The sequence below is a fragment of the Candidatus Nitrosacidococcus sp. I8 genome, assembly GCF_945836005.1.
Lineage (GTDB): Bacteria > Pseudomonadota > Gammaproteobacteria > Nitrosococcales > Nitrosococcaceae > Nitrosacidococcus.
Map to the genome: position 1 here is coordinate 794456 of NZ_OX241534.1, position 14278 is coordinate 808733.

The window sequence follows — 14278 nt, forward strand, 5'->3', positions numbered from 1 at the left end:
AAAATTTAAGCAGGTTGAGATTTACTCTTCTTAGATTTAGATTTTTGAGTAGATGGCAAAGAAATAGAGGAGGTTTTCTTAATGGCTAAAGTATCAAGTAAATGATGAAGTGCTTTAAGACGAGATTCGGGATCAGGTAGATCTTGTTTAAAGAGGAGTTTTTCTTGCCCTTCTAGTTTGTAATGCTCTGGATATTGCTGAATTAAATTAATAATCGCTACTGGATCAATAGTTGGGTTTAAATTGAAATGAATTCGACCTCCTTGGCTATGAGCATCTATTTTACTAATTCCTAGTTGATTGGCTTTTAGCCGTAGCTCATTAATAGCAAATAGAGTTTTAGTTGCTGGGGGCAATAGCCCAAAGCGATCAATTATTTCTACTTGAATTTCGTTTAAATCCTCAATAGCTTTAGCGGCAGCAATCCGCTTGTAAAGTACCAAACGAGTATGGACATCGGGTAAGAAATCTTCTGGAATTAAGGCGGAAGTATGTAAATTAATTTCAGCACCATAACTTAAAGAGGCTTGATCTAAATCTAGGGTACCATGAGATTTTAAGCTCTGAATTGCTCTTTCTAATAATTCATGATACATGCTAAAGCCAATTTCTTGGATTTGCCCACTTTGTCCTTCACCCAATAATTCTCCTGCCCCTCTAATTTCCATATCATGGGTCGCTAAGGTAAAGCCTGTACCTAATTCTTCTAAGGATTCAATAGCATCTAATCGCTTTACCGCATCTTTAGTGATTGCAGATTTGGGTGGGATAATTAAATAAGCATAAGCCCGATGGTGGGAGCGACCCACCCGACCTCGTAGTTGGTAAAGTTGAGCAAGACCAAATTTATCTGCCCGATGGATGATGATGGTATTGGCATTAGGAATATCAATCCCAGTTTCAATAATGGTGGTGCATATTAATACATTAAAGCGACCATGGTAAAAATTGATCATAACCTGCTCAAGCTCTCGCTCTGGCATTTGACCATGGGCAATTCCAGTTTTTGCTTCAGGAAGTAAATCTTGAATCTTTTGATTCATTTTGTGGATGGTTTCTACCTCATTGTGTAGAAAATATACTTGCCCTCCTCGTCTAATTTCTCGAAGAATAGCTTCTTTCAGTTGGGTATTATTCCATTCTTGGACGAAAGTTTTTACTGCTAAACGGCGTGCAGGAGGTGTGGCAATAATGGAGAGATCCCGAATCCCAGAGAGGGATAAATGAAGAGTACGGGGGATAGGGGTAGCAGTTAAGGTAAGAATATCTACTTCTGCCCGTAGAGCCTTCATCCGTTCTTTCTGTTGAACTCCAAATCGATGTTCCTCATCTATGACTACCAAACCTAGGTTATTAAAGCTAATTCCTTTTTGCAGGAGTTTATGAGTACCGATGATAATATCAATTTTACCTTCCGCTACTTGCTGGATAATTTGTTCTTGTTCTTTGCGAGAGGCAAAGCGAGAAATTACTTCAATTTTTATGGGCCAGCCGGCAAATCGATCTTTAAAACTTTGATAATGTTGTTGCGCAAGTAAAGTAGTGGGCACAACTACCGCTACTTGTTTACCTGTATAAGCTACGATAAAAGCTGCTCGCATTGCCACTTCGGTTTTGCCGAAACCGACATCTCCACAAATCAACCGATCCATAGGTTTATCTGAAGTTAAATCTCCAATCACTGCTTCAATAGCTTGGGTTTGATCTGGGGTTTCCTCAAAGGGAAAAGCTCGGGCAAAAGCAGTATAGTGGGAATCTAAAGGAGGAAGAGGTGTTTTAGTTCGAGCAGCTCTTTGGGCGTAAATAGCCAGTAATTTAGCGGCAATATCTGAAATTTGCTCTTTGGCTTTTCGCTTGGCTTTTTCCCAATGCCCTGATCCTAATTTATGGAATGGGGCAAGTTCAGCAGAAGCACCCGTATAACGGCTTATTAAATGTAAGGAAGCAATAGGCACATAGAGTTTATCTCCTCCTGCATATTCCAAGCTCATAAATTCAGTAGCTACCTTGCCAAGGGTAATAGTTTCTAACCCTAAATAGCGACCAATTCCGTGTTCTTCATGAACAACTGGAGATCCTAGAGTGAGCTCAACTAAATCTCGAACTAGGGTATTTGTTTCATTATCAGAAGATTGTTTTTTCCTCCGCCGGCTTTGCATTGCCTGATCCCCAAAAATTTGAGATTCAGTAATGACGGTAATCGCTGGATCAGCAAGTAATAATCCCTGATCTAAGGGAAAGACAGTAATTCCTAGAGAGTCTTTAGCTTCTAAAAATCGTTGCCAATCCTTAAAGTAAGTAGGCGTAAGCTGAATATCTTTTAAAAGCTCTAGAAGAGTCTCCCTCCGCCCCATAGTTTCGGCAATAAATAATACTCGACCTTGATAGGTGGCAATAAATTGCTCTAAGTCGTTTAAAGGCTGGGCAGTGTGGATATTTGAACTTAGTTGAGGAAGGGGTTGGGTGAAAAAGTTTTGCGTACCTATTTTTTCTTCTAAAGATTGGGATTGAAGGCTAATTCTAGGTAAGGATTTAAGCTGGGCAAAAACTTGATTGGGCTGAAGATAAAGCTGTTGAGGATTTAGGATAGGTCGCTCAATATTGTGGGAATACTGATCATAGCGATCTTTAATTTCTTGCCAAAAATTATCTGCAACATTATGAATATCTCCTAAAATAACACCTAGGGTATTTTGGGGCAGATAATCAAATAAAGTACTGGTATCCCGAAGGAAAAAGGGAAAATAGTATTCAATTCCGGGCGGAGTATTTCCTTGGCTTACTTCTTGATAAATTAAACTATATTGGGATTGACCAAAAGCATTTTCATGGTTTTTTTGAAACAATTGGATAGATTCTTTAGTAAGAGGAAATTCTCTAGCAGGAAGTAAACGAATTTCATCGACTATTTGAAGGGATTTCTGGGTTTCTTGGTTAAAACTCCGTAAAGTATCTACTGTGTCATCAAATAAATCTATTCGATAAGGTACTTTACTTCCAGTGGGAAAAATATCAATAATAGAGCCACGAATAGCAAATTCGCTATGTTCCATCACTTGTGTTACATGACGATACCCACCCTGTACTAATTGATCGCGCCAGCTATCCCTAGAAACTATATCCCCTGCTTTAATAAGTAAACTATGAGACTCAAGGTATTCTTGGGGTGGAAGCAGTTGCATTAAGGTAGTGATAGATACAATCAGAATACCTTGAGTTAAACGTGGAAGCTGATATAGAGTCTCCAATTTTTCAGAAATAATATCTTGATGGGGAGATAGGTTTTCATAGGGCAGAGTTTCCCAATCTGGTAAAAAAATGACTGGGTGTAGTGATTTTTCACTAAGATAGAATTTAATTTCTTCGCCGATCCTACTTGCCGTAGCAGTATCTGGAACAATCCCTATGATAAAACTTGAATAATTTTCGATACAGGTTGCTAACGTTAGCCCAAAGCTGCTGCCATGAATTTGCCCAAATTGGCGATGATCGCCAGCTTTTTTAGGTAAAGATTGGACTAAAGATTTAACATCTAGAATAGACAGCATTTAAGAGAAGATAATTTTTGAATCAGAAACAAATAAAATAGAGGCTTGATAAGTAGGTTAGCTATAACTAAACCAACTCATCAGTTGATCTAATATTATATTTTTGTATCCGATAACGCAAAGTTTCTCTTGTAGACTTAAGAGCACGAGCTGTGGCAGCAATATTATAATTATTCCGTTTAAACGCAATTTCAATAATGTGGCGATCCATATCTTCCAAAGCCATGCTCCCATCTAAAGGAAGACAAATTTGATCCACATGATTAAGAGAGTAAGAAGGTGCGTAGATAGGTTGCACTTCCTTGATAGGAAGCTGAAGCCACTGATCTGAGAGTATTTCGCCTTCAGAAAATAAAACACAACGCTCAATTACATTGCGTAATTCTCGTATATTACCTGGCCAGTCGTGATCACGCAGCTGTGCCCATACTCTCTCTGGTATTGTTTTAATTTGTTTACTTGCTTCAGCACCAAACTCTGAAATAAATAAGGGGACTAAATCCTCAAGATCTTCTTTGGTCTCCCGCAAGGGGGGCAGGGTAAGTTGCAATACATTAAGGCGATGATAAAGATCAAATCGAAAACTGCCTTCCTTTGACATTTGCTCTAAGTTACGATTACTTGCAGCAAGAATCTGTATATCAATCGTAATTTCTTTATTGCCACCTAATCGGCGTACTCTACGATCCTCCAGTACTTTAAGTAGTTTAGCTTGGAGATCTAGGGGCATCTCTCCTATTTCATCTAAAAATAGGGTACCTCCATTGGCTTGCTCTAAAAATCCAAAATGACGAGACTTTGCTCCGGTAAAAGATCCCATCTCATGACCAAAGAGTTCTGATTCTAATAAATCTCGTGGCAATGCAGCACAATTAAGTTCTATCATTGGTCCTTGGGCACGGGTACCACTATAATGAAGAATACGTGCAACTAAACCCTTACCTGTTCCTGTTTCCCCAGCTAAAATTAAAGCACTAAAATGGCTCTGAGTAAGTCTAGTGAGTAAACTTCTTATCCTCTGGGTTGCTGGACTACGCCCTACTAATGCTTTGGGTGAATATTTTTGGTGTTGTTGCTGTGTTTGATATAGTAATCGCCTATGGGCAGAGGCACTACGAAAAGCACTGGAAACCACTAAATCTAAGTGATCTAACTCACAAGGTTTTTCTAAAAAATCATAAGCACCTAGCCGTAAAGCGCGTACTGAATCTGGTACACTGCCATATCCAGTCAATAATAACCATTCTGCATAGGCGTATTTACCTTTAATCTCTTCCATCAAATCTAAGGCATTACCATCAGGTAAACTCATATCGGAGAGAATAACTAGAGGATTGAATTCTGATTCTAATAAAATCTCTTGTGCTTGTTTTAAGTTTTTAGCCCATTCTACTTCCCAGCCCCCATCTTGATAATGACGGGAAAGCTCAGCACCTAATAATAATTCATCCTCAATAATAAGTAATGCAAATTGCATGCTAGTGTGTTATTAATAAAAGACTGAAAAGCATGTTTTTAAGCTAATCTTTTTATTAATGGAAAGATAAGGGTAACACAAGCACCTTGTGGTTGCTTATTTGTTAACTGTACATATCCACCTGATTCTCTAGTAAATCGCTGTACCATAGCCAACCCTAATCCAGTACCTTGTTGTCCGTTGCCGCTGGCAAAAGGACGTATACCATGCTCTAGTACTTGTTTAGAAAATCCCGGTCCCTCATCACATACTGCTATACACAAAGAATCTTTATCCTCCCAAGCATCAATTTTAATAACCCCAGCAATTTTATCCATCGCATGGGTCGCATTTAGTAGCAAATTTAGAATAGCTTGATGAAATCCATCCTCTGGGAACTGATGATAAAGATTTTTGGGAATATTACATTGTAATTTAAGCTGATTAGATATTTGATAGCGAGTAAGAGCTAAAATTTCTTCAACCTCATAAGCTAATTCTAAATTTACTGATGGTTCTGGGGTATGTTTTGCTTGGTTAAGCAGATCATTTAAGAGTCGAGTTAATCTTTTTATCTCATTACTAATAAGCCCAAGCCGCTGAGCTTGATCTGGATTATTTATTTCTTTTTTAAGATTACTACAGCTAATTTGAATTCCAGCAAGAGGATTTCGAAGCTCATGGGCAATACTCGCAGCTAACTCTCCTATTGCTGCCAATCGTTCAGCACGGGCTAAACTGCGTTGTTGCTCCATTAAAGTACGAGTAGCGTCCTGTACTTCTTTTTCTAAAGAGAGAGTGTGCTGGCGTTTTTCCTCCTCTAGTGTTTTTAATCTACCCACCATATCATTATAACTATTGTAAATAGGGTGCAGTAGGGGATTTAACCCATAGGTAGAAATAGGTTCGAGTTTTTCTTCAGTCAGCGAAGAGAGTAGTTCTGCTAAATCTTGCAAAGGGTTAAATATCCTGCTTTGAAAGAACCACTTTACTGCAATAAGTGAAGCGATAATAATCAGAGAGGCAAGCATTAATTCATTGCGAATCTTGATTATCACTTCTTGCAAAACTAACTCATCATGACCAATTTCTGTATTTAATACTTGGTTAATTAAACTTAAAATAGGAAAGAGTATCTGAGGAGTAATCTGGTTATTTCCTTTAATAAAATCAGTTAATATCAGATTTATCCATCGTAAATTCTTAGGGGTTTCTTCGTCTGAATGATGCCCTAAAGAGGTAATATGTTTAATTTCATCACTTAGTTTTCTTAGATCATCTCGGCTGATTCTCACTTTTTCCCCTGATAGGGCATCTAGCAGTACGGTTTCTAGTCCTAAACTTGTTTGCTGGATTTGGCGAGAATAATTCATATTTGAGCGAAGAGTCTCCATATAATGAAGATTATTCCACATCATCCTGCCTAAAACAGTGCCAATAAGAATCAGTACTCCAATTAAAATAAATCCCCGAACTTGTATAGTTCGATCAATTAACTGTCTCACCCTAAGTACTTTTTTCTCTATTAGTTGATTAGAGATTATTAGACCTTCAGTACTAGATAAGGTTAATTAAAATTATAGGTAAATCCAAGTTGGAGGTTATGAATCATAAGATCTGGGCTGCGAGGTGCAGTATTATGAATGTAATTTCCTAGATAACCTAGAGTCACATTAGCATTACTATTAATGCGAAAGTTAAAACCTAAAGCCAAGTGATTCTGGTTAAATCCTGCAAGATTTTGATCCCCATTAACTCCCCAACTATTTAAGTACTCCCAAAGTTCATCGGATAGATAGATAGATACATTTTTTGTACCGGGAATAGCATGGGAAATACCGAAGAGTTGACGAAAGCGAATGCCGATATCACCTAATGTAGTGCCTGTAGCATCATATCCAGAAACCGTAAACAATTCTTCTAAACGACTACGAGAAGTAAAGGTAAATCCTCCACCTATATGGGTAGTATATAGAAAATCCTGATAGGGACGGCTCACTGAATCATGCTTACCGTTCGGAAGTAAATCCCAATACTGGCTATAACCAAACCAAAAGCTGGCATTTGGGGTAATACTATAGCCTAACGAACTCCAGAAAAGTTCCTGTCTTGGATTCATACTAGCCCCTGCATTAGGATTGCTAAGAAAAGAATCATCACGGTTACGAGTCATCCCCATGATAGACCAGTGGAATTTACTTGCTGTTTCATCGTCTAATCCTAGGGCTTTACCAAATAACTTGGCAGATCCACTAAAAGCAGCAAAGCCCCAAGTACCAAATTCTTCCTGTACGCCCTCAGCAAAAGATAGGCTACTAGATGTTAATAAAATAAATGTAATAAAAAAAATATAGCTTCTCGTCATTCTCATCCTAATTTTCCTATGGCAGTTAGCACGTGCTATTTGAAACTTCTGCTACTTTCGTGCCAACTTTAGAAAATTAAATGAAAATACGCTTCAATCACCCATAGAAATTAGAGTGAAAGGTATGTACGACTCTTTTATATAAAAGGAAGGGTAATATGTTTTGAGGATAATCCACCACTTTAAGGTGGGGAAAATCACCACTATTTAGTTTTTTTAAACCAAGTATTTTGTTTAGAAAAATTTAAAATACGGGAGGAGTCTTGGTAAGATACAATTTAAAAATAGGGGAGGGGAAATGACCAGCTTGAGGGCTGGTCTATTTATTCAAATATTTTTAATATAGTGTGCTAATGATATTTTCATTCTTCTAGGTATTTTAACTTATCCTCAACATCTTTATTTTTAATTCGATCCCACTGTTCGGCACCTTCTGGTGGATCCTTTCGCTCAGTAATCACAGGCCAATCTTGAGCCAATTTTGCATTTATTTCTAAATATTTTCTCTGATCTTCAGGTAAATCATCTTCGGAGAAAATCGCCTCTGCAGGGCATTCAGATTCACAGAGAGTACAGTCAATGCACTCATCTGGATCAATGGCTAAAAAATTAGGTCCTTCATGAAAACAGTCCACAGGGCACACTTCCACACAATCAGTGTATTTACACTTAATACAGTTTTCTGTTACTACAAATGTCATAAGTTATTTCCTCCTAAAAATTTTTAATAATTCTTTTTTGTGAAACTATAATAGGTATTATTTAAAGAATTCTCTTTATTTAAAGTATTTAAAATATATTAAATAGAACTAATTCTATAATAGGGGCGTTGTATCTATGCAAAAGTTTCTTTATTTTTTAATATTTATTATTGTTTTTGTATTAGGGCTTATTTTTGCTGATCACCATGCAGAACTGGTGACTATTAATTACTATTTTGGCACAATTTCTATTCCCTTATCCTTGCTCTTATCCCTGATATTACTGGTAGGGGTGATTCTCGGTATCTTAGCAAGCTTGAACTCGGTGATGAAATATAGATATGAAAATAGAAAGTTACGTAAATCAGTAAAAACTATTCAGCGAGAAAATACCGATCTACGCTCATTTCCAATACCTATTAAATATGAGAAATAAAATTAAAAGGATAATATCATGACTCAGGTGTTGATTTATCATAATCCTAGATGCAGTAAATCACGTCAGACTTTACAATTAATTCATGATCAAAATATCGATCCTGAAATCGTTGAATATCTTACTTCACCACCTACTTTTGATCAGTTGGTTGAAATCCTTAATTTATTAGGGAAGACCCCTAGGGAATTAATGCGGCAAGGAGAGCCAGAATATAGAATTAATGGTTTAGATAACCAAAATCTTTCAGATAAAGAATTAATTGAAGCTATGTGTGCTTATCCTATTTTAATTGAAAGACCCATTGTATTAACAGGTGATAAAGCTGCCATTGGAAGACCACCGGAGAGTATCCTTGAGATTTTATAAACTATGATAGAAATTCTTATTCTTTACTATAGCCGTCATGGTAATGTAGCTGCGATGGCAGAACAAGTAGCAAGAGGGGTAGAAGAAATAGAGGGAGTACAAGCACGGCTGCGTACAGTACCACCTATCTCTACTGTTTGTGAAGCCACTGAAGATGCTATTCCTCAAAGTGGTTATCCTTATGCTTCACTAGAGGATTTAAAGGAATGCACAGGATTAGCACTTGGAAGCCCAACTCGGTTTGGTAACATGGCCGCCCCTCTAAAATATTTTCTTGATACTACAATTAGTCTTTGGCTTTCTGGATCTTTAGTCGGAAAACCTGCAGCGGTGTTTACTTCAACGGCTAGCCTCCACGGAGGGCAAGAATCTACATTGCTTTCTATGATGACACCCTTATTCCATCATGGGATGGTTCTTGTAGGAATTCCTTATACAGAATCAGGATTAATTACTACTCAAGCAGGAGGCACTCCCTACGGTGCTAGTCATCTCTCTGGGGTAAATAACGATCTACCTCTAACTCATACGGAAGCTATTCTTTGTCGTGCTCTAGGAAAGCGGCTTGCGAAAATAGCGTACTCTTTAGCAAATACACAATAAAAGTATTAATTTTTATCTATTGTCTTTATTAAGTGTTGCCCCCTTAAATGCTAAAAATATAAGAAATTCTATCGGAAGAGATGGTTTAAACCTACTATCGGAGCTATGGATTCATCAAGAGTTAGATTCAACGAATAACTACCTTTTAACCCAAGCCAAGAAAGGAGCATCTAGAGGAACAGTATGCCTAGCAGAGATGCAATCTGCAGGAAAGGGGCAATATAACCGTACTTGGATATCACCTCCAATAGGAAATATCTATCTCTCCCTACTATGGAATTTCTATAATACTATCCAGTTATCTGGTTTAAGCCTTGCCATAGGAGTGGGTATACTAAGGGCCTTTGAAGAGGAGGGCATAACTTTTTTAAGGCTCAAATGGCCTAATGATATAATTCTATTAGATTTTCGTAAGTTAGGTGGCATTTTAATTGAACTCATATCTCAAGGGAATTTGATTACCGCAGTGATAGGAGTTGGAATTAATATAAACGTATCTGAGTCTTATCAGAAAAAAATTGATCAATCTTATGGGAGCCTATCAGAAATGATGGGTGAACAACCTGTTTTTAGAGATTATTTAGCAGGACGACTTATTCACCATCTACTACTTACTTTATCTTGCTTTGAAAAAGACGGGTTATCTACTTTTCTTGAAGACTGGCAGAAATGGGATCTCTACTATAACAAAAAAGTATATTTATATACGAATGGTGGAGTCATTTATGGTACTGCTTGTGGGGTTGATACCTTAGGAAATTTATTATTTGAAGAAAAAAGTCAGCGATCATGCTATTCTAGTGGCAAAATAAGTTTGAGATTAGCTCAATGATCCTATTAGTAGATATTGGTAACAGTCGAATTAAGTGGGCCCAATTGCGTGGGAATAGACCTATGGAGTTTGATTCAATAACCCGAGGAAAAACAGGTATTAAACGGGATATTTCCCGGGTTTGGAAAGATATCAAAGATATAAATAGGGTAGTTGTTGCTAATGTAGGTGGAGATAGAATTGGGGATCAACTTACTGAATGTACCCAAAATTACTGGCAAGTAACCCCAGAATTTTTAACTGCCCGTGCTAATAGCTACGGTATTCATAATGCCTATGAAACTCCTGAACACTTAGGTATCGATCGGTGGCTTGGATTAATCGCAGTACGCCAACGCTATCGTAATTTTCGAAAGAATGGAGCAATATGCATTATTGACTGTGGTACCGCAATTACTGTTGATCTACTAGCAGCAGATGGAAATCACTTAGGAGGACTAATTATCCCTGGTATTACCAGTATGTCCCAAATTTTATCAGATCATACCAATGGTATTAGTACTATTAGTGAATCTGAGAAAAGGGGAGATACTCTACTTGCCAATACTACGGATACTGCGGTTACTGGAGGAGCTTTATATGCTGCTGCCTCTTTTATTGATAGGGTAGGCAATGATGCGGCATCGGAAATTAAAGGGGAATTTAAACGAGTCATTACGGGTGGGGATGCACTTAAAATACTTCCTCTATTGCAAGATAAATATGATCACTTGCCTAACTTAGTGTTATGGGGGCTAGCCCAAGTTGCTAGAAATACAAGAACTAAAGTTACTCATGAATCTGAAAATACTTTAGATAATTGTGAAGATAAAAGTGCCCATAGTACTGAAGTTGTAGAAGCCCAACTCTAAAAGGCTGTATTTTTATAAAATAAATAATAGTTGCCGGGTTAGCACAGTGGTAGTGCAGCGGTTTTGTAAACCGAAGGTCGGGGGTTCAAATCCCTCACTCGGCACCATCAACTAGCTTGTTTAAACTTATAGGGTTACAACAATGCGTCTGATGCGTAATTGGTTTCAGCGTCATTTTAGCGATCCTCAAGTAGTAGGCTTGGTTATTCTGCTTATTATTGGGTTCACTACAGTGATCTTCATGGGTGATATGCTTACTCCTGTATTTGCAGGCGTGGTTATTGCCTATTTGCTAGAAGGCAGTGTAAAGCATATGGAACGTTTTCGTATCCCTCGTTGGATTGCTGTTTCATTAGTATTTTCGATTTTTTTAGCTGTTTTATTTTCAGTTATTTTTGGATTACTGCCTTTACTTTCCCAGCAGCTTACCCAATTTGTAAAACAGCTCCCCTCCATGATTATACGAGGTCAAGATCAATTACTTGGCTTATCTGATGGCTACCCTTATTTATTTTCTGAAGAACAAGTTAAGGACTTAATGAGAGCTATTAGATCTGAGATGGCTCGATTAGGACAAAAGGTACTTTCTTTTTCCTTAGCCTCAGTTGCAAGTTTAGCTGCAGTCGCCCTTTATCTCATAATTGTACCGATTCTCGTATTCTTTTTTTTAAAAGATAAGAGCCGGATTATTCATTGGGTTACAAAATTCTTACCCCTTAAGAGGCAGCTGGCTACCCAAGTTTGGCATGATGTGGATATTCAGATTAGTAATTATATTCGGGGTAAGTTTCTTGAATTTTTAATTGTATGGGCAGTAGTATTTATCACTTTTTATTTAATGGGATTACAGTTTTCTGTTTTACTTAGTTTTTTAGTAGGAATATCAGTGATTATCCCCTATATTGGTGCCTTAATTGTTACCTTTCCTGTAGCGTTTGTGGCTTATGCTCAATGGGGATTTGGATCTGAATTTACTTATCTATTTACTATCTATGCCCTAATTCACGCTTTAGATGGTAACGTGCTTGTACCTTTATTATTCTCTGAAGTAGTCAATTTACACCCAGTAGCGATTATTATTGCTATTCTAGTATTTGGTAGTTTTTGGGGGTTTTGGGGAGTATTTTTTGCTATCCCCTTAGCAACCCTAGTTCAAACATTACTTAAACTTTGGCCTACAACCTAGATTAAGATAGTCAAAAAATAAGTAATTCTTTCATTAATAGCTGTAGAATGAATGATGGAGTAGTTTTATGCTTTTACAACCTAAAGAACTAGCTCAGCGTTTAGATGATCCTAATTTACTTATCGTAGATCTTTGTGGTAAGGAATCCTACCTTTCTGGGCATATACCTGGAGCAGTCCATTTAGAATATGATGAAATATCTGTTGCTCGATTACCTGCCCAAGGGCTGATGCCTGAAATATCTCAGTTAAATGTAAGTTTATCAAGGATTGGTTATACCCCTGAAAAGCAAGTAATTGCTTACGACTCAGTAGGGAATAATCAAGCTGCCCGCCTTCTTTGGGTTTTATCCGAATTAGGACACGATGGAGCATTGCTACTCGATGGGGGTTTAAAAGCTTGGCTTGCGGAAAATTTACCAACAGAAAATTTAGAATCTTCTATTACATCAAGCAATTTTCAAGGGAAGTATCAGGGCAGAGCAGAAGTAGATAAAGCCTATGTCTTAAATCACCTCAATGATCCTAATACAATCTTTTTAGATGTGCGTACCTTAGGTGAGTATCAGGGGACTGACGCTCGAGCAAGCCGAGTAGGGCGTATTCCTGGTGCAGTACATTTTGAATGGACTCAAGTGCTTGATAAAGATCATCATCTACGCTTTAAACCTAAGAAAGAAATACAAGCTATGCTAGAGGCATTAAAAGTAACGCCCGATAAAGAAATTGTTTGTTACTGTCAAAAATATCTACGAGCGTCACATACTTCTATGATGCTGAAATATATGCTGGGTTACCCCAAGGTCAAAGGATATGTAGCTTCTTGGTCTGAATGGGGAAATGATCCAGAAACTCCTATTGAAATATAAATAATTTAATATCGGGAAACTACCGTAGCAAAAGGTGTATTACGGTCAGTGTAGGTAATGACTACCTGATCAAATTGATGGGTAATACTTAATGCGAGATCTGCGGTAGTAATTCCATTTTGCTCTTCCTGGGTAAAATAGCTTTTATTAATATTAATTAGTGGGATTATTTTTATACTATTTCCCCCTTCTATACTTTCTAGTAATCTAACCATAGATTTTGCTAAGTGGATAGGTTTTATTGGGTTACCTATCCCTATTTTAGAAATGAGTCTCATGCCTTTCCCGTGACGAGCGGGTAATATTGTTTTTGCTAAAAGGGATTGCTCCATTTCTGCTATTGAAATAATTGGTATTATCTTAGTAGTTCCTATGGGTAGAGAAAATATTTCTTTATCTATTGAATTATTTATATCAAGGTTATGAAAAGGGAGATCTACCCTAACTACACTTAAATTAAATTGGGCTTGAGTATGAATGATTTCAATTAATCCAGAAGGTATCCCAAGTAAAGTTCCTTTTTTTTCTGAGGATTGGGCATAAGCAATGATACGGTAGGTTTTAGTAGCAGTATTAATAAGCATCATTTGCTGTTTCTTATCAGCAATAATCTGATAAGCAGGTATATCTGCAGGAAAAGATGTGGTGGGGGTAATAGAAGTAATTCCCATTCTTCCTGAATATAGAGATGCTAGCCGGTGAATGAGCGTATCTTTTTCTGCTGTCCCAACTAGGCAAACAATTCCTTTTTTAATATCTAAGGCCTCTAGTAACGGGATCAATTTACGAATAATCATCGCTTTTTTATGCTACATTTTATCTTTTTATTCCTAAAACCCTAAAGAAAGAGAGGTTACATTTTAATGGAAGAACACAATACTTGGGAGATGATTTTAGCTGGACTCATTGCACTTATTGTAATTTTATGGTTTAGCCCTGGAATTAAAACTGCATTTCAGCACTCAAAACAAGTAGAAAATAAAGATTGGAAAGGATTTTTATTTCCTATCGGATTAGTCATTCTTTTTGTGTTTTTTTTAATTCTAGTAAGAAGCTAGTAATC

General features: G+C 37.3%; 14 protein-coding genes and 1 tRNA gene. 9 read left to right on the forward strand and 6 right to left on the reverse strand.

Annotated features, from left to right (window positions below; genetic code table 11):
• Positions 1-5: 5 nt before the first annotated feature.
• The 5 genes from mfd to fdxA form a co-directional block, all read right to left on the reverse strand.
• A complete protein-coding gene (gene mfd, locus OOL07_RS03930) occupies positions 6-3548 on the reverse strand; it encodes a transcription-repair coupling factor (protein ID WP_264695109.1) in 3543 nt (1180 codons plus the stop codon).
• A gap of 67 nt (positions 3549-3615) precedes the next feature.
• Positions 3616-5025, reverse strand: coding sequence for a sigma-54-dependent transcriptional regulator (locus OOL07_RS03935; RefSeq protein ID WP_264695110.1), 1410 nt, complete (start codon positions 5023-5025; stop codon positions 3616-3618).
• Positions 5026-5063: 38 nt separating this feature from the next.
• Positions 5064-6509, reverse strand: a complete 1446-nt coding sequence (locus OOL07_RS03940) for a sensor histidine kinase (protein WP_264695111.1) — start codon at positions 6507-6509, stop codon at positions 5064-5066.
• Positions 6510-6571: 62 nt separating this feature from the next.
• Positions 6572-7369: a DUF2490 domain-containing protein gene (locus tag OOL07_RS03945; protein WP_264695112.1), complete on the reverse strand. Its 798-nt coding sequence runs from the start codon at positions 7367-7369 to the stop codon at positions 6572-6574.
• A 362-nt stretch (positions 7370-7731) separates the two neighbouring features.
• Entirely contained in the window at positions 7732-8070 is a 339-nt protein-coding gene (gene fdxA / locus OOL07_RS03950) for a ferredoxin FdxA (RefSeq protein ID WP_264695113.1), read from the reverse strand.
• A 136-nt stretch (positions 8071-8206) separates the two neighbouring features.
• On the opposite strand from fdxA, the gene OOL07_RS03955 reads away from it, so the two are divergent.
• The 8 genes from OOL07_RS03955 to OOL07_RS03990 all read left to right on the forward strand — a co-directional run bounded on the left by OOL07_RS03955 (position 8207) and on the right by OOL07_RS03990 (position 13215).
• A complete protein-coding gene (locus OOL07_RS03955) occupies positions 8207-8506 on the forward strand; it encodes a LapA family protein (protein ID WP_264695114.1) in 300 nt (99 codons plus the stop codon).
• 18 nt (positions 8507-8524) lie between these two features.
• Positions 8525-8875 carry an arsenate reductase (glutaredoxin) gene (arsC, locus tag OOL07_RS03960; protein ID WP_264695115.1) on the forward strand — a complete coding sequence of 117 codons (351 nt, stop codon included), beginning with the start codon at positions 8525-8527 and terminating at the stop codon, positions 8873-8875.
• Between the two features lie 3 nt (positions 8876-8878).
• Positions 8879-9478 carry an NAD(P)H:quinone oxidoreductase gene (gene wrbA / locus OOL07_RS03965; RefSeq protein WP_264695116.1) on the forward strand — a complete coding sequence of 200 codons (600 nt, stop codon included), beginning with the start codon at positions 8879-8881 and terminating at the stop codon, positions 9476-9478.
• A gap of 19 nt (positions 9479-9497) precedes the next feature.
• On the forward strand, positions 9498-10310 hold the full coding sequence (locus OOL07_RS03970) for a biotin--[acetyl-CoA-carboxylase] ligase (RefSeq protein ID WP_264695117.1): 813 nt from the start codon (positions 9498-9500) through the stop codon (positions 10308-10310).
• Positions 10307-11161, forward strand: coding sequence for a type III pantothenate kinase (locus OOL07_RS03975; RefSeq protein ID WP_264695118.1), 855 nt, complete (start codon positions 10307-10309; stop codon positions 11159-11161). Before OOL07_RS03970 ends, OOL07_RS03975 begins: the two co-directional genes overlap by 4 nt.
• A 32-nt stretch (positions 11162-11193) precedes the next feature.
• A tRNA-Thr gene (locus OOL07_RS03980) sits at positions 11194-11268 on the forward strand.
• Positions 11269-11303: 35 nt separating this feature from the next.
• Positions 11304-12347 (forward strand): AI-2E family transporter, encoded by a 1044-nt coding sequence (locus tag OOL07_RS03985; protein ID WP_264695119.1) that lies wholly within the window; start codon positions 11304-11306, stop codon positions 12345-12347.
• A gap of 67 nt (positions 12348-12414) precedes the next feature.
• Positions 12415-13215, forward strand: coding sequence for a sulfurtransferase (locus tag OOL07_RS03990; protein WP_264695120.1), 801 nt, complete (start codon positions 12415-12417; stop codon positions 13213-13215).
• A gap of 5 nt (positions 13216-13220) precedes the next feature.
• On the opposite strand, the gene OOL07_RS03995 is transcribed toward OOL07_RS03990, so the two are convergent.
• Positions 13221-14012: a hypothetical protein gene (locus OOL07_RS03995; protein WP_264695121.1), complete on the reverse strand. Its 792-nt coding sequence runs from the start codon at positions 14010-14012 to the stop codon at positions 13221-13223.
• Positions 14013-14078: 66 nt separating this feature from the next.
• On the opposite strand from OOL07_RS03995, the gene OOL07_RS04000 reads away from it, so the two are divergent.
• The gene (locus tag OOL07_RS04000) at positions 14079-14273 is read left to right on the forward strand and encodes a hypothetical protein (protein WP_264695122.1); all 195 of its coding nucleotides are present in this window, start codon (positions 14079-14081) and stop codon (positions 14271-14273) included.
• Positions 14274-14278: the final 5 nt, after the last annotated feature.